The 15,648-nt window shown below is 72.5% G+C and carries 13 protein-coding genes; 6 read left to right on the forward strand and 7 right to left on the reverse strand.

Annotated features, from left to right (window positions below):
• Nucleotides 1-162 precede the first annotated feature (162 nt).
• From ACFY2L_RS09615 to ACFY2L_RS09625, 3 genes are read left to right on the forward strand one after another with little or no spacing between them, the layout of a single operon-like run.
• On the forward strand, nt 163-1,395 hold the full coding sequence (locus ACFY2L_RS09615; RefSeq protein WP_390821957.1) for an FAD-dependent oxidoreductase: 1,233 nt from the start codon (nt 163-165) through the stop codon (nt 1,393-1,395).
• A gap of 18 nt (nt 1,396-1,413) precedes the next feature.
• Nucleotides 1,414-2,190, forward strand: coding sequence for a cyclase family protein (locus ACFY2L_RS09620; RefSeq protein ID WP_390821958.1), 777 nt, complete (start codon nt 1,414-1,416; stop codon nt 2,188-2,190).
• Nucleotides 2,191-2,217: 27 nt separating this feature from the next.
• Entirely contained in the window at nt 2,218-2,664 is a 447-nt protein-coding gene (locus ACFY2L_RS09625) for a nuclear transport factor 2 family protein (RefSeq protein ID WP_390656352.1), read from the forward strand.
• A 61-nt stretch (nt 2,665-2,725) separates the two neighbouring features.
• Here the strand turns inward: ACFY2L_RS09625 and ACFY2L_RS09630 are convergent, their stop codons facing one another.
• From ACFY2L_RS09630 to ACFY2L_RS09660, 7 genes are all read right to left on the reverse strand, one after another.
• Nucleotides 2,726-3,013, reverse strand: coding sequence for an antibiotic biosynthesis monooxygenase family protein (locus ACFY2L_RS09630; RefSeq protein WP_390656353.1), 288 nt, complete (start codon nt 3,011-3,013; stop codon nt 2,726-2,728).
• On the reverse strand, nt 3,010-4,584 hold the full coding sequence (locus tag ACFY2L_RS09635; protein ID WP_390821959.1) for a class I adenylate-forming enzyme family protein: 1,575 nt from the start codon (nt 4,582-4,584) through the stop codon (nt 3,010-3,012). The genes ACFY2L_RS09630 and ACFY2L_RS09635 overlap by 4 nt, the downstream gene beginning before the upstream one ends.
• A complete protein-coding gene (locus tag ACFY2L_RS09640) occupies nt 4,577-5,521 on the reverse strand; it encodes an aromatase/cyclase (RefSeq protein WP_390821960.1) in 945 nt (314 codons plus the stop codon). Before ACFY2L_RS09640 ends, ACFY2L_RS09635 begins: the two co-directional genes overlap by 8 nt.
• Before the next feature lie 65 nt (nt 5,522-5,586).
• On the reverse strand, nt 5,587-7,569 hold the full coding sequence (locus tag ACFY2L_RS09645) for a KedN5 family methylcobalamin-dependent radical SAM C-methyltransferase (protein WP_390821961.1): 1,983 nt from the start codon (nt 7,567-7,569) through the stop codon (nt 5,587-5,589).
• 128 nt (nt 7,570-7,697) lie between these two features.
• Nucleotides 7,698-8,453: an SDR family NAD(P)-dependent oxidoreductase gene (locus ACFY2L_RS09650; protein WP_390656357.1), complete on the reverse strand. Its 756-nt coding sequence runs from the start codon at nt 8,451-8,453 to the stop codon at nt 7,698-7,700.
• A gap of 85 nt (nt 8,454-8,538) precedes the next feature.
• On the reverse strand, nt 8,539-10,131 hold the full coding sequence (locus tag ACFY2L_RS09655; RefSeq protein ID WP_390822403.1) for an FAD-dependent monooxygenase: 1,593 nt from the start codon (nt 10,129-10,131) through the stop codon (nt 8,539-8,541).
• Between the two features lie 5 nt (nt 10,132-10,136).
• A complete protein-coding gene (locus ACFY2L_RS09660; RefSeq protein WP_390821962.1) occupies nt 10,137-11,135 on the reverse strand; it encodes an aldo/keto reductase in 999 nt (332 codons plus the stop codon).
• 200 nt (nt 11,136-11,335) lie between these two features.
• On the opposite strand from ACFY2L_RS09660, the gene ACFY2L_RS09665 reads away from it, so the two are divergent.
• The 3 genes from ACFY2L_RS09665 (at nt 11,336) to ACFY2L_RS09675 (ending at nt 15,644) form a co-directional block, all read left to right on the forward strand.
• Nucleotides 11,336-12,673, forward strand: coding sequence for an NDP-hexose 2,3-dehydratase family protein (locus tag ACFY2L_RS09665; RefSeq protein ID WP_390656359.1), 1,338 nt, complete (start codon nt 11,336-11,338; stop codon nt 12,671-12,673).
• Nucleotides 12,666-13,637 (forward strand): Gfo/Idh/MocA family protein, encoded by a 972-nt coding sequence (locus tag ACFY2L_RS09670; protein WP_390821964.1) that lies wholly within the window; start codon nt 12,666-12,668, stop codon nt 13,635-13,637. The genes ACFY2L_RS09665 and ACFY2L_RS09670 overlap by 8 nt, the downstream gene beginning before the upstream one ends.
• Before the next feature lie 192 nt (nt 13,638-13,829).
• Entirely contained in the window at nt 13,830-15,644 is a 1,815-nt protein-coding gene (locus ACFY2L_RS09675; protein ID WP_390821965.1) for a BTAD domain-containing putative transcriptional regulator, read from the forward strand.
• The last annotated feature ends 4 nt before the right edge of the window (nt 15,645-15,648 follow it).

Genomic DNA, 15,648 nt, shown 5'->3' on the forward strand with positions numbered 1-15,648 from the left:
GCGGATGCGGCGGATCCTCCCGCGCGCCGCTCAACCGTGGTTGGACTCCCGGTCCACCCGCGCTGCCGCCCACCGGCTCTTGTCCGCAGGTCGAGCCGGACTCGAAGCGGCCCGGCGAGGGTGGGCGCACCGCCAGGAGCAGGCCCGAGACCGGAGGCGCACGTGCGTGAGCTCAGAACCGATGTCTGCGTCGTCGGCGGCGGCCCCGCCGGCTTGATGACGGCGCTGCTGCTGCTGCGCTCAGGGGTGCGGGTCGCCGTCCTGGAGCGCTCGCCGTCCCTGGACCGCTCGTACCGGGGCGAGATCCTGCAACCGGGCGGTCAGGCCCTGCTGGACCAGGTGGGGGTGCTCGCGGGCGCCCGGGAGCGCGGCGCCCACGAACTGCGCCGGTTCCGGCTGGTGGAGGGCGCGCGGCCGCTGCTCGACGTCGACTACGGTCGCCTCCCCGCACCGTACGATCATCTGCTCAGCCTCCCGCAGCGCCACCTCCTCGAAGAACTCCTCGCGCACTGCCGGCGCCACGACGGCTTCGCGTACCTCGCGGGCTGCCGGGCGACCGGACTGCTCACCGAGCGGGGGGCGGTGCGCGGCGTGAGCGGTGAGGGGCGTGAGGGCCCCTGGGAGGTGCACGCGCCGGTGACGGTCGGGGCGGACGGCCGGTACTCCAAGGTGCGGCACCTGGCCGGGATCGAGAACCACCGGTCCGACGTGTTCGACCTGGACCTGCTCTGGTTCCGGCTGCCCCCGGGCGGCGACCCGCCGCAGGACGTCACCATCCACCGCGGCCCGGGCGGCCCCGTCCTCGCCTACCGCTCCTGGCCCGGCAGGCTCCAGCTCGGCTGGACCCTCCCGCACGGCCGCTACGCCGAGATCGCGGCGGCGGGCATCGAGGGGGTGAAGGAGCGCGTCGCGGCCACCGTGCCGCAGTACGCCGAGAGCATCGCCGCACACCTGACGAGCCTCACGGACCTCTCGCTGCTCGACACCTTCGCCGCCCGCGCCGAGGAGTGGACTCGCGACGGGCTGCTGCTCCTCGGCGACAGCGCGCACACCCACGGACCGCTCGGCGCCCAGGGCATCAACCTCGCCCTCCAGGACGCGGCCCTCGCCCACCCCGTCCTGCTGGCGGCGGTGCGCCGGGGCGACGCGCGCGCGGAGGTGCTCCGCCCGTACGAGACGGACCGGCGCCCCGACATCGACACGGTGACGCGCACCCAGGTCATGCAGAGCAGGGGGATGCTGTCGCGCGGCGGGCTCCAGGACGTCATCCGGCCGCACGTCACCGCGCTCCTGCGGCGCACCCCGCTCTTCGACCGGATCACCCGCTCCATCGCCTACGGCCGGCGGCCCGTCCGGGTCGCCGAGGAACTGTTCACCACCGTCGAGAGAGCCTGACCAGGAAGTAGGTGCGTGATGCGCACGCTGGACCTGTCCACCCCCATCGACGCCGGGCAGTGGGAACCGGAGAAGGTCACCCACGACATCGTCTCTCCCGCCGAGGGCGCCCGGCACATGAGCGAGGAGATGAAGCTCCACTTCGGGCTCGACTTCGACCCCACCGTGCTGCCCGACGGCGAACTGCTCTCCATCGACACCCTCGGCCTCACCACCCACACCGGCACGCACGTCGACGCGCCCTCGCACTACGGCACGCGCGGACCGGGCGGCCGACCGCCGCGCACCGTCGACGAGCTGCCGCTGGACTGGTTCCACCGGCCCGCGTTCGTGCTCGACCTGCGCGGTGCCGAGGCGAGCACCGCCGGCGCGGACGACCTGCGCGCCGAGCTCGCCCGCACGGGGTACACCCCGCAGCCGCTGGACATCGCCCTGCTGCTCACCGGGGCCGACGAACTGGTCGGCACCAAGCGGTACTTCACCGACTTCCGCGGCCTGGACGGCGGCGCCACCGCGTTTCTGCTGGACCTCGGCGTGCGCGTCATCGGCACCGACGCCTTCAGCCTGGACGCCCCGTTCACCGACATGATCCGCCGCTACCAGGAGTCCGGCGACCGGGGCGTGCTGTGGCCCGCGCACTTCCTGGGGCGGGACCGCGAGTTCTGCCAGATCGAACGCCTCACGGGGCTCGACGCGCTGCCCCCGTACGGCTTCACCGTCAGCTGCTATCCGGTCAAGGTCGCGGGCGCGGGCGCCGGCTGGTGCCGGGCGGTCGCCGAGATCCCCGAGAACTGACCGCCCCCTCCCGAGAGAGGCCACACGATGTCTTCCACCACCACACCCGTCGCCTTCGAACGGCTCTACGCCGAGGTGCAGCAGTTCTACGCCCACCACATGCACCTGCTCGACGCCGGCGCCGCCGGGGAATGGGCGGCTACCTTCACCGAGGACGCCGAGGTGCTGCTGCCGCTGATGACCGAACCGGCCCGCGGCCGCGCCGCGTTGACGGCCGCCGTCGCCCGCGCGGCCGCCGGGCGCGCCGAGCGCGGTGAGGTCCAGCGGCACTGGCACGGCATGGTCTCCGTCCACCCGGACCCGGACGGGCGCACGGTGCGGGTCCGCTGCTACGCGCTGGTGTTCCTCACCGTCCGGGGCGGCTCGCCCGTGCTCCACCGCACCTGTGTGTGCGAGGACGAGATGGTGCGCGACGACGGGGCGGGCGGCTGGCTGATCCGCCGGCGCACGGTGACCCGCGACGACCTGTCCTGAGGGACGGCGGCACACGGTGAGGGGGCCGGTCCCGCGGGACCGGCCCCCTCACCGTGCCGTGTCAGTTCTCGTCGATGACCTCGAAGAGGTCCGGGTCCGGCTTCGCCACCTGGATCAGGTACTTGGCGCGCGAGCGGAAGTCCTCCGCGCTCATCGCCTCGCGGTGCGACGCGGCGTCCGTCCAGCGCGCGGTCTCCACATAGACCTCGGGGTTCTTGGTGGAGCGGTACAGGGTGTGTCCCAGGAACCCGGGACGGCTGGTCATGTAGGCGGTGATCCCGGACAGGATGTCCTCGAACTCGGCGTTGCGGCCCTCGGTCACGGTGAACCGGTTGATCAGCGTGATCACGGCGCTGTCTCCTCCCTGGTCGACGGAATGCTCGGGTTTCTCGGGTTCGGGCGGCCCAGCAGGCCGTCCCGGATCTCGCGGCGGCGGATCTTGCCGGTCGCGGTGCGGGGAATCGCCGCCACGGCGGTGACGGTCCGCAGCCGCTGGAAGGGCGCCACCCGCTCGTTGACGTGGTCGCGCACCGACGCGCACGAGACGTCACCGCGCACGACCACGTACGCGTGCGCCACCGAGCCGGCGAACTCGTCCGGCCCGTCCACCACGACCGCGTCCGCCACCTGCGGGTGGGTGAGCAGCACCCGCTCGATCTCGGTGGGCGAGACCAGCCAGTTGCCGTGCTTGAAGACGTCCTTCAGGCGGTCGACGAGGAACAGATAGCCCTCCTCGTCGACCCGCCCCACGTCCCCGGTGGCGAACCAGCCGTCCGCGTCCACCGGGCCCGGGCCGTCCAGATAGCCGGTCATCACCTGGGGTCCGCGCACCAGCACTTCACCCACCTCGCCCGCTCCCAGTTCAGCCCGGGTGGTGACGTCCACGACACGGCACTCGGTCTGCGCCACCACCACACCCACCGAGCCCGGTCTGGACCGCTGCGGCAGGTCGCAGTGGACCAGCGGCGAGGTCTCCGCCAGCCCGTACCCCTGCACCACGGGGATCCCGAAGTGCCCCGAGAGCTTCTCGGCGGCGGCGACGGGCAGCGCGGAGCCGCCGGAGTAGACGGCCCGCACGGTGTCGAGCGCGAGCCCGCCGAGTCCCGGGTCCGCGGCCAGCCGGGCGAGCCGCACGGGCAGGCTGTAGTAGTGCGTGGCCCGGTGCCGGTTGGCCAGCGCGATCGCGTCGGCACTGTCCGGGGAGGTGCACAGTACTTGTTCCGCGCCCGCGCACATCGCCGAATTCAGGTGCATGGGGTGGTAGTTGGGAAGGTGGTTGAGCGTGACCGACGTGCCGTCCAGGCCGTGCGCCTGAGCGGTCTGCGCCGCGTTGACACACAGATTGCGGTGGCTGAGGACGATCGCCTTCGGCTCGCCCGTGGTGCCGCTGGTGAACTGGATGCAGGCGCGCTCCGCGGGCGGCGCCACCTGCTCGGCCGCGCCCTCCTCCCGCGCCATCAGGCCGGACAGACCCTGGTGCAGCGTCACCACCACGGGCCGCCCGTCCAGCCGCCCGGCCAGGTCCCGCAGCCGCCCGGCCACCCGCTCGGGCGCCACCAGCACCCGCGGCCCGGCGACCCGCAGTGCCCGTATCAACTCGTCGTCGCCCAGCAGGGGGTTGACGAGCGCCACGGTGCAACCGCCGCGCGCGATGCCGTAGTACGCCACCGCGCAGGCCGGGTCGAGCGCCGCCGTCAGGCCGATCACCGCCCCCGGCCCGCCGGCGAGCCGGGTCAGCGCCCCGGCGCACCGGCTCACCAGCCGGTCCAGCTCGCCGAAGGTCACCGCACCGGAGTCACCCCGGACGGCGACCCGGTCCGGATGCCGGCGCGCGGCGTCCCGGACCAGGCCGTCCAGCCGCTCCGCCGTGGCCGGCAGCGGTCCGCGCACCACGGCGGGCGGCGGTGACGGCTCAGTCATCGGCGCGTTCCTCCGCGTACTTCTTGGCGACGTAGAGGTTGCTCACGCTGTTGGCGCTCAGCACCCGGCGCAGGTACCGCCTGGCCTTCGGCACGGTGGTGCCCTCGCCGAGCACGTGCAGTGCCGACGGCTTGATGGTGGCGATGTGCCGGGCGGCGGCCACCACGCCCTCCGGGGTGGTGGTGAACGTCCAGGAACCCCGGTGTCCGTCCAGCAGCGCGGGCAGTTCGATCTGCTTGTAGACGATCAGATGGTGCGGGAAGCACAGCCGCACCGAGCGGGTCGTGTGGGAGGAGCCGTCGGCGGTCCTGGTCTCCATGTCGAAGAACTGCACGTTCGGCTCGTCCTCGGTCATGTCGATGGCGTCGACGTGCGCCATCCGCTCGGGCCACTTGTCGGCCTCGTACAGCACCTGGTAGGCGTCCTGGGCGGAGCCCGCGATGAACAGGGGGTCCTCGAAGTCGACGACCCGCTGTTCCAGCTCCTTCCAGTTCTCCGCCGTCGCCGTGAGCGTCTCCAGATGGGCGCGGGTGCCCTCGGCGATCGCGGCGGCCGTCCGCTCGACGGCGGCCTCGTCCCCGGCCACCTCGATGTCGTGCCACATCTCGACCTCGGTGGAGTCCTCGCCCCGCGCGGTCAGCCGCCAGCCGCCGGACACCGCGGTGACGGGCGGCCGCGGGTCCAGGTGCTCGAAGGTGATGCGCAGCCCCGACGGGTCGAAGGTGCGCCGCATCCGCCGGCTGCGCACCGCGTCCCGGCCGTGCAGCGACCAGATCCTGACCGTGTCCTGCTCCCGGCCGCGTTCCTCGTACGCGGCGTGCACGGCCGGCGCGTGGTACTGCGGCCAGCTCTCCACGTCGCGCAGCACGCCGTGCACGGTGGCCGCGGGCGCGGCGACGGTCACCGTCCGCGCGATTGTCCTCCGACGGTTCGGCACGTCTCGGCTCCTCCTGTGATCGGTGAGTGGTTCGGGGGGGAGTGGGTTCGGGGGGCGCCGCGTCCTCAGCCGCAGCCGCCCCGGTCGCCGAGCAGCGCCGCGACCTCGGGTTGTCCGTCCGCGGCGTCACCGGCCAGTTCCAGGTCGACCTGGGCCCGGGTCATGCCCATGAAGTGCACGATCTCCTCGTGGTTGGTGGACGTCGCGAAGTTCTCGAATCCCTTGCGGTAGTGCAGGTCCACGAGGTGGGAGCCGGGGGTGAGGTCGGGTGTGCGCTCCGCCCGCAGGTCGGCGACGATCCGGCGGACGTCGTAGCGGAACGGGATGCCTTCCCGCAGGAAGAACGGTTCGCCGTTCAGCACGACCGTCGGCAGTTCGTCCTCGGCCGGGGCCGTCTCCTCCTGCGGGAAGACGGGCTGGGTGACGATGTCGTAGCGGAACACCTCGTCCAGCACCTCCTGGTGCTCCTCGGGCACCCGGGGACGGATGGACTCGTTCCACCAGCGGCCCAGCATCCGCTTGGCGTCCGGGGAGCCGTAGAGGTAGCTCACGGCGATGCCGTACAGGTCGGCGCCGCCGGCGATCTTCTCGAAGGTGTTGCGCAGCGGCTCGGCCGCCGGGTCGTCGGTCCGCGTCATCCAGGCCCCGATGTCCAGGAGGACCTCGGACTGGCGCAGGCCGGCGAACTCCCGAAGCGCCACCCAGATGTGCCGGAAGACGGCGTTCTCGCAGAGGATGCGCGACCAGGACAGGAAGCTCTGCATCCGCTGGTTGTCCTCGTAGCTCATGGTGCGGTGCGCGAGGACGTACTCGAAGTCGTCGTGATCGCCGCGCACGGAGATGATGCCGTGCACGTCCTTCTGCTCCGCGTACTCGGTGTTCGGCAGCAGCAGGAGCGGGTAGACCGCGATGCGCGACACGTGTTTCGACAGCCGGTCGTATCCCTCCATGAAGGTCTCGACGGTCTCGCCGGGCGCGCCCCAGATGAGCTCCGCGTAGCAGTCCAGCCCCTCACCGTCGAGCCATTCGACGAGGTCCTCCCAGGCGTTCACCTTCATGTTGCGCCGGTTCATCAGCTTCAGCGCGTCCTGGTTGAGCGTCTGGAGTGCCAGCGTGAAGGAGCTGCGCATGCCCGCTTCCTTCATCTTGTGCACGATCGAGTAGAAGACCTTCGACTTGTTCTTCGCCCAGGAGGTCTCCAGCGCGCGGGGATAGCCGTACAGATTGCGCACCTCGATGAGGTCGTCCACGAACTCCTCGTCGATCGGCAGCAGCCCGAAGTTCGCGTCGCACAGCACGATCGTGTGCACCTTCAGCTTGGCGAACAGCTCCAGCTCCTGGCGCAGCCGCTCACGCGAGAACGCCCGCACCCGCTGGCCGACCGCACCGCCCCAGTAGCAGAAGGAACACTTGTACGGGCAGCCGCGGTTGGTCTCCATCAGCGCGACGTCGTACCGGAACCGGCCGTCGTCGTCGGTGAGCGGGACCGCCCCGGTCAGGAAGGGCGAGGGGATGATGTCCAGGTCCTCGATCCGGGGCCGGTCCTCGGTGGTCACCAGGGTGCCCTCGCGGTCCCGGAAGGAGATGCCCTGGACGTCGTGCAGGCCGGTGCCGTCCCGTCCGTCGAGGCGGGCGTGGATCAGGTCGCGGAAGGTCAGCTCCCCCTCGCCGTTGACGATGACGTCGACGTGCGTGTACATGCGGAAGATGCGCTCGGCCTGGTTGGCCACGTGGGTGCCGCCGAACACGACCAGACCGTCGGGGTTGAGCTGCTTGTAGGTCTCGGCGAGCAGGCCGAAGGTGCGCACGTTCCAGCCGAGCACCGAGCAGGCGAGGATGTCGGGTGGCTGCCCTTCCAGCAGGTCGCTCGCCATGGCGGCGAGCGTCACCTCACCCTTGTAGTTGTGGATGTCGATGGTCACGCGCTCACTGATGCGGTCGTCCGCCAGCGCTGTCGATTTGATGTAGCCGGCCGCGAGAGGCATGGACTCCAGGGGCATGTCCCATACACCTTGCTGCACCAGGCTCACCGTGATCCGCGGCTCCATGCGCGGTTCCTCCACCTGTTGTCGGGCTCCGGACCGGCGGCTGCCGGCTCCCGGTGTGACGATGGCGCCTTGCGCTAGAGGGCTGCTCCACGCGGCGGTGAGAGCCGGGTCCCGTCCGGGCGGGGGCGTCAGCGCCCGCCGTCGACCGTGATCGACTGCCCGCTGACGTTCCCGTTGGCCGCGGAGCAGAGGAACAGCACCGTGCGGGCGACGTCCTCCGGGCGGCTCAGCCGGCCGCCCGGGGTGCGCGCGGCGGCCTCCGCCCGCACCCGTTCCGGCAGTTCGGTCCGTACGCCCTCGGTCAGGGTCAGCCCCGGGCAGACGGCGTTGACCAGCACCCCCGCCTCCCGTACGTCCCACGCCAGACTCCGGACCAGGCCGTGCAGGGCCGCCTTGGCGGCGCCGTAGAACTCCTGGCCCGCGGCGCCGTTGGCGGCGATGTGCGAGGAGATCAGCGCCACCCTGCCCCAGCCCCGCTCCCGCATGCCGGGAAGCGCGAGCTGCACCGTGCGCAGCGTGCGCACCAGGTTGTCGTCCAGGAACGCGGTCCACTCGGCGGGCGGCACGTCCTCGAAGTGCTCCCCGGGCGCGCGCCGCCGGGTGCGCCGCAGCGCGCCCGCGACCAGCACGTCCGGGCCGCCTCCCCACCGCTCGCGCAGTTCCCGCAGGGTCTGCTCCGGAGCGCCGGGGTCGTCGAGCGGGTGGCGCAGCGCCAGGGCGTCCGGGCCCAGCCGCGCGGCCACCTCGTACGCCGCCGCGGCCCCGGTGCCGTACGTGACGGCCACCCGTGCCCCCTCCCCGGCGAACGCCAGCGCCACGGCCCGGCCGATGCCCCGGCTGCCGCCGGTGACGAGCACGGTCCTGTCCCTCAGCCCCAGATCCACGCCCGCCCCCCGCCCTGGAGGAGACCGCTCGACGACCACTCGCGCCACGCCGTCCGCACGGCGGCTCCCGGCACGGCGGCGCCCCTCACGAGGCGTGCTCCGCCAGGGGCAGCGCGCCGAGCGCGGAGCGCAACCCCGTCTCGGTGAGCCGGTCGCCCCGGGCCGCCAGATACCCGTCGGGCCGGACCAGCAGCCAGCCCCCCGGCTCCAGCCCGAGACCGCGGCGGGCGACGCCGCCCGGGTCGGCCAGCGCGCCGGGGCCCGTGGCCGCGTCCTCTCCGGCGGTGCGCACGGACAGCCAGCCGCCGTGCTCCTTCGCGGCGCGCTCCAGCCAGTCACCTTCCGGCGCGCCGTGCGCCAGCAACGTCCAGCGGGGGTCGCGGAGTTCTTCCAGGAACGCCTGCCAGCCCGGGGCGCGCGCCTCCTCCTCGGTGACCTGCGCGGCCCGCTGCCCCGGCCGGGGGCCGGGGCCGTCGGGGGCCCGGCGGGTGAGGGGACCGTCCGCGTAGTCCAGGGCGAGCGCGGTCATGCTCCGCATGATCTTGCGCTCGATGCCCGCCTGGAGCCCCGGCACGTTCCGGATCACCGCGAAGGCCACCGGCATCGCCATGGCCTGCACCGCGTTCTTCAGCGCGACGAGCCCGGTCGCCGTCCGGGTGGCCCTGAGCAGTCGCGCGCCGACCGGCACACGCTCCGCGCCGTAGGAGTCCAGGCAGGTCTCGGCGGCCTCGCCGCGCACCACCATGGCCAGCTTCCAGGCCAGGTTGAACGCGTCCTGCACACCGGTGTTCAGGCCCTGCCCGGAGGCCGGACTGTGCACGTGCGCGGCGTCCCCGGCGACCAGGCAGCGGCCGAGCCGCATCCGGTCGATCATGCGCTGCTGGATGTCGAACACCGAGACCCACGTGGGCTCGTGGACCCGGGCCCGCACCCCGCTGCCCGCCGTGATCTTGCGGGAGAAGCGCGCCGCGACCAGCCGGGGATCGTCGGCGTGGTCGGTGTCCACGGTGTCCAGCAGCCGCCACCTGCCCTCCTGGGGGAAGGGCACCGCCATCACGGTGCCGCCGCCCACGTGCATCAGATGCAGGCTGTCGGGAGGGAGCTCCATGTCCACCACGGCGTCGGCGATCAGCCAGCGTTCGGTGGAGTCACCGGTCAGGGTGAGCCCCAGCTCCTTGCGCACGGTGCTGTGCCCGCCGTCGCAGCCCGCCAGCCAGGCCGCGTCCGCCGTCTCCTCGGTGCCGTCGCCGTGCCGCAGGACGGCCCGTACGCCGGTGGCGTCCTGGTCGAGCGAGACCAGCCGGGTGCCCCACTCCACCCGAACGCCCTGGCGGGCCACGGCCTCCCGCAGCACCTCTTCGGTCAGCGCCTGGTCGATGACCAGGGTGTACGGGTACCGGGTGGGCAGCCGCGAGTACTCGGGGCCGAACCGGACCAGCCGCCGGCCGCCGCGGTGGATGCTGAAGTGCTCCGCCTTGCGGCCCCGGACGAGGATGTCGCCGACCACGCCCATCTGGTCGTAGATCTCCAGGGTCCTGGCGTGCGTGGCGAGCGCGCGGCTGGTGGGGGACGGGCCGGCCGCCGCGTCGACGAGGCGGACCCGCACACCGCGGCGGAGCAGTTCGTGCGCGAGGGTCAGCCCGACCGGCCCGGCCCCCGCGATCAGGACGTCCGTCATCGCGGTCACGCCCCCTCGGCCCGCGGCAGATCGGCCTCGGTGCGCACCACCACGGGGCCGAGGATCTCGTCGATCCGCTCCAGCACCCGGGGCTCCAGGGCGACACTGGAGGCCGCGGCGCTCTGCTCCAGGTGCTCGGGACGGGTGGCGCCCACGGTGACGCCGCAGACCCCCGGACGGCTCAGCAGCCAGGCCGTCGCGAGCTGTCCGGTGGTGATGCCCAGCTCCCCGGCGACCGGCCCCAGCCCGGCCACCCGGGAGAGCACGTCCTCGTTCAGCATCTGCCGCATCAGCGCCGCACGCCCGCCCCGGGCGTCGTGCGCGCGGCTGCCGTCCGGATACGGCTCGCCGGGGCGGTACTTGCCGGTGAGCACGCCCTGTTCGAGCCCGAAGTAGGGCACCACGCCCAGGCCGAGCTCCTGGCAGACGCCGATCGTCTCCTGCTCGGGCAGCCGCCACAGCATCGAGTAGCGCATCATGTTGGCGATCAGCTGCACGCCGTACTCGCGCGCCAGCGGGACCGCCCGGCGCAGCTCCTCGGGCCGCCACTCGGAGCAGCCCATGTAGAGGATCTTGCCCGCGCGGGTGAGGTCGGCGAAGGCCCGCATGGTCTCTTCCAGCGGGGTCGCGTAGTCGTAGCGGTGCGCCACGTAGACGTCGAGGTGGTCGGTGCCGAGCCGGCGCAGCGAGCCGTCGATGGACTCCATGATGTGCTTGCGGGACAGGCCCTGCCCGTTGGGGCTCAGGCTGACCGGCATGGACACCTTGGAGATCAGCTCGACGGTGTCGCGCGGCACGCCGTCGAGGGCCTTGCCGAGGGACCGCTCGCAGGCGTGCATGCCGTAGATGTCGGCCGTGTCGAAGGTCGTGACGCCCGCGTCGAGCGCGGCACGTGCGTGATGGGCCAGTTCGGCCTCGTCGACCGCGCCCGCGGGGTGCCGCATGGTGCCGTGGATGATCTCGCTGATCTGGAGACCGCTGTTGCCGAGCCGGCGGAATCGCATGGCCGATGCCTCCCTGAGAGAGCCTCTGGTCCGGCGCAGGATCGCCGCGCCGTCTCGAAGAGCCCTTGAGAGCCCCGCCACCGCAGCGGGCGCCTGGTGCGGGTGTGGAGGGAGCGTCAAGTGACCGTTGAGCCCTTCGATCGAGGCTCGATCACCTGATCGGTCACCGCAGGCCTGCCCGGTTCGTCACTGGAGGTGCCATGCCCACGACCCGTTCCCTTCCGCCGCCGGGACCGGCACCGGTCCGGGACACCGTCCGCCGCTTCGAGGAGTCCGCGGCCGTCTCGCGGGGAACCGCCGGCGATTTCGACGCGTGGTTCCGGCAGCGGTCCGCGCGACAACGCGCCGATGTCTCCCTGATCCCCTTCGCGGGCCTGGACGGCTGGTCGTTCGAGCCCTCGTACGGGGATCTCGTGCACCGCAGCGGTCAGTTCTTCGGCGTGCGCGGGCTGGCCGTGAGCACCCCGGCGGCCGAGTGGTGCCAGCCGGTCATCGACCAGCCGGAGATCGGCGTACTGGGCATCCTGGCCAAGGAGTTCGACGGCGTCCTGCACTTCCTGATGCAGGCCAAGATGGAACCGGGCAACATCAACTCGGTACAGCTCTCGCCCACGGTGCAGGCCACCTGGAGCAACTTCACCGGGGTGCACCGCGGCCGCGGGGTGCGGTACCTGGAGCACTTCCGCCCGGGGCCCGACACGGTGCTGGTCGACGTACTCCAGTCCGAGCCGGGCTCCTGGTTCCTCGGCAAGCGCAACCGCAACATGGTCGTCGAGACGACCGGCGAGGTGCCCGAGCACGAGGACTTCCGCTGGCTCACGGCGGGCGAGCTGCGCGCTCTGCTGCGCCGTGACAACGTCGTCAACATGAACGCGCGCAGCGTGCTGTCCTGCTTCCCGTTCGCCGGGCGACGCGACACCGCGGAACTGCGCCGCTGGCTCACCGGCAGGAAGGCGGCCACGCTGGTGCGGCGGCGCCGGGTGCCGCTCGCCGGGCTGCCCGGCTGGCACCGCACGGCCGACGCGATCGCCCACGAGCAGGGCCTCTACTTCTCCATCGTCGCGGCCGACGTACACGCCGACAGCCGCGAGGTCCCGGCCTGGACCCAGCCGCTGCTGCGCCCGGCCGGCGAGGGAGTGGTGGCGTTCCTGGTGCGGGAACGGGCCGGCGAGACACAGGTGCTGGTGCAGGCCAGGGCGGAGGCGGGGTCGCTGGACCTGCTCGAGCTCGCCCCCACCGTGCAGTGCACCCCCACCAACCACACGCGGCCTCCCCGCTTCCTCGACGAGGTGCTCGCCGCCGGACCCTCACGGATCCGGTTCGACACCCGGCTGTCGGACGAGGGCGGCAGATTCCACCACGCGGTGCAGCGCTTCCTGCTGGTGGAGGCGGCCGGCGGGCCGGACGAGCCGGGGGAGGGATTCCGGTGGACCGGCCTGGGAGAACTGACCGGACTCGTCCAGTACGGGTACCACCTCAACATGCAGGCCCGCACCCTGCTGGCGTGCCTGCAGGCGACGGGGGCGCGCTATGAGTGAGCGGCCGGTACGGTTCGGGGTGATCTCCTGCGCCGACATCGCCTGGCGGCGCACGCTGCCGGTGCTGGCGGCCGCGCCGCAGGCGCGCATCACGGCCATCGGCAGCCGTGACCCCGACCGGGCCGCGCACTTCGCGCAGCGCTTCGGCGGCGCACCCGTCCACGGCTACCGGGCGGTGCTGGAGCGGGACGACGTGGACGCCGTGTACGTGCCGCTGCCGACCGGACTGCACCGCGAGTGGGTCGAGCGGGCGCTCCTGGCGGGCAAGCACGTCCTGGTGGAGAAGCCGACGACGGTCAGCGCGCCGGAGACGGAGGAACTGCTCGCGCTCGCCCGGGAACGACGGCTGGTGCTGCACGAGAACATGACCTTCCCCCACCACACCCTGCACGCCGAGGTCCGCCGGCTGCTGGAGGGCGGTGCCATCGGCGAACTGCGCGAACTGTCCGCGGCGTTCGGCATTCCGCCGCGCCCCCCCAGGGACGTCCGCTACCGCCCGGAGCTGGGCGGGGGCGCGCTGCTCGACGTCGGGGTCTACCCGGTGCGGGCCGCGCTGGAGTTCCTCGGCGCGGGCCTGGAGGTGGCGGGCGCGGTGCTGCGCGCGGACCCGGCGAGCGGTGTGGACGTGGCGGGCGGTGCGCTGCTGGCACGGAAGGACGGCGTGACCGCGCAGGTGAGTTTCGGCTTCGCTCATGCATACCGGAACACGTACGCGCTGTGGGGCTCGGAGGGCCGGCTCAGCGTGGACCGGGTCTACAGCCCGCCGGGCACCCTGCGACCGGTCGTGCGCATCGAACGACAGGACCATACTGAGGAGTTGATGCTGAACGCCTTCGATCAGTTCGACGGCAGCACCAGCGCGTTCGTGCGCGCAGTGCGCGGAGCGCGGTGCGGCGACCCGTGGGCGGTGACCGAACAGGCCCGCGTCGTGGACGCCGTCCGGGCTCGTGCGTCGGTCCTGTGACCGCTGCCGGGAAGGGGGTTCGCACTTTGCGCCACGGCGACCGTACGCCGGGAGCGACGTCGGTGGCTGGGGTCGCCCGCTCGAACTGCCGGAGGTGGCCCGGGACTGATCTACTACGGACTGACCTAGCTTTGAAGGGGGCACGATATGAACGGGGCTACTTCTCCGGTTGCCGCACGATTACGCTTCACGGTGCTGGGATCCCTCCAGGTGCTCGCGGGCGACCAGGACATCACGCCCACCGCACCCAAGCAGCGACAGGTCCTCGCGCTGCTCGTGCTGCGCCGCAACAGCATCGTGCGGGTGGACGAGTTCATCACGGAACTGTGGGGGGACAACCCCCCGAGCAGCGCCATGACCACCCTCCAGACCTACATCTACAAGCTGCGCCGGATCTTCGCCGAGCAGGGTGCCGACGAACTGCTGCGCACCAGCGCGGCCGGGTACTCCCTGACGATCCCGGACGCCGCCACCGACGTCCACCGCTTCGGTGAACTCGTCGACGAGGGCAAGGGGCTGCTCGCCGAAGGCCGCGCCGAGGAGGCCGGCGCCCGGCTCGCCCAGGCTCTGGACATGTGGACCGGTACGGCCCTGATGGACGTCGAGTCCGGCGAGTTGCTGTACGCCTACGCCGTCCGGCTGGAGGAGGTCCGCTTCCAGGCGCTGGAACTGCGCATCGACGCCGACCTGCGCACCGGCCGGCAGATAGAGCTGGTCAGCGAGTTGAAGGTGCTGGTCTCCGAGCACCCGCTGCACGAGTGGTTCCACGCCGCGCTGATGACGGCCCTGCACCAGTCCGGCCGCCGCTACGAGGCGCTGGAGGTGTTCCGGACCCTGCGGGCCAATCTCGTCAGGCAGCTGCAACTGGAGCCCGGGCCCGAGGTGACCGCGCTGCATCAGAAGATGCTGTCCTCGGACTCCGTCCCCGCCCCCTCCCCGGTCGGCGCGCTCCCGCCCGACACGGCCGAGCCCGAGGTGCTGACCCCGCCGTCCCAGCTCCCCTGCGACATCTGGGACTTCGTCGGCCGTGCCGAGCACGTGGAGGAGCTGACCCGGCGCCTCAGCCCCGACGACAGCCGGACCACCGCGCCCCTGGTGGTGATCTCCGGCGCCCCGGGCTGCGGCAAGTCCGCACTGGCCACCCGTGCCGCGCACCGGCTGCGCGACCGGTTCCCCGACGGCCAGCTCTACGCGCGTCTGCCGTCGGGCGCCGGACCCGCCGAACCCTGCGGGATCCTCGGGAACTTCCTGCGCGCCCTGCATGTACCGAACGGCGAGATACCCGAGGGCGAGCAGGAACGAGCCAAACTCTTCCGCTCGGTCACCGTCGGACTGCGGATCCTGATCGTCCTCGACGACGTTCCGGACATCGGCCTGCTGCGCGCCCTGCTGCCCAACGACCCGCACTGCGGCGTCATCGTCACCAGCCGCCGCGGGCTGCACGGTTACGGGGGTTCCACCACGCTCGAACTCGGCGCGCTCACCCGGGAGGAGGGCGTCGAACTGCTGGCCAAGGTGCTCGGCCGCGACCGGGTGGAGCGCGAGCGCCCCGCCGCCGAGCGCCTCGTCGACCTGGCGGGCGCGCTGCCCCTGGCCCTGCGCGCGCTCGGCAGCCGACTGGCCGTCATGCCGCAGTTCCCGCTCGCCGAGATGGCGGACCAGCTGGTGCGCTCCCGCACCCCGCTGAGCGAGCTGCGCTACGGCGACCACGACGTCCGTGCCATGTTCGACCTCAGCTACGAGTCGCTGGCCCGCAGCGAGCAGGCCGCCTTCCGGCTGCTGAGCATGTTGCCCAGCGCGGAGTTCACCGCGGAGATGGCCGCCGACTTCCTCGGCTGGGACCTGGCCACCGTGGAGTCGGCACTGGAGTCGATCCTCGACCAGCACCTGATCGAGCCGGTGCTCTCGACCGAGGCACAAGTGCGCTTCGGCTACTCCGCGTTGGCCCGTCTCTACGCCACCGAGCGGCTCGCCGACAAGTTCGCCCGCCTCAACCCCGTCTGGTGACCAC

Source organism: Streptomyces sp. NPDC001381 (assembly GCF_042895685.1).
Taxonomy (GTDB): Bacteria; Actinomycetota; Actinomycetes; order Streptomycetales; family Streptomycetaceae; genus Streptomyces.

Excerpts from the sequence above, each read along its gene's own strand:
- ACFY2L_RS09665 (WP_390656359.1), top strand. The coding sequence starts at position 11,336 with ATGCCCACGACCCGTTCCCTTCCGCCGCCGGGACCGGCACCGGTCCGG.
- ACFY2L_RS09620 (WP_390821958.1), top strand. The coding sequence starts at position 1,414 with ATGCGCACGCTGGACCTGTCCACCCCCATCGACGCCGGGCAGTGGGAA.
- ACFY2L_RS09635 (WP_390821959.1), bottom strand. The coding sequence starts at position 4,584 with ATGACTGAGCCGTCACCGCCGCCCGCCGTGGTGCGCGGACCGCTGCCG.
- ACFY2L_RS09625 (WP_390656352.1), top strand. The coding sequence starts at position 2,218 with ATGTCTTCCACCACCACACCCGTCGCCTTCGAACGGCTCTACGCCGAG.
- ACFY2L_RS09670 (WP_390821964.1), top strand. The coding sequence starts at position 12,666 with ATGAGTGAGCGGCCGGTACGGTTCGGGGTGATCTCCTGCGCCGACATC.
- ACFY2L_RS09655 (WP_390822403.1), bottom strand. The coding sequence starts at position 10,131 with ATGACGGACGTCCTGATCGCGGGGGCCGGGCCGGTCGGGCTGACCCTC.
- ACFY2L_RS09645 (WP_390821961.1), bottom strand. The coding sequence starts at position 7,569 with ATGGAGCCGCGGATCACGGTGAGCCTGGTGCAGCAAGGTGTATGGGAC.
- ACFY2L_RS09660 (WP_390821962.1), bottom strand. The coding sequence starts at position 11,135 with ATGCGATTCCGCCGGCTCGGCAACAGCGGTCTCCAGATCAGCGAGATC.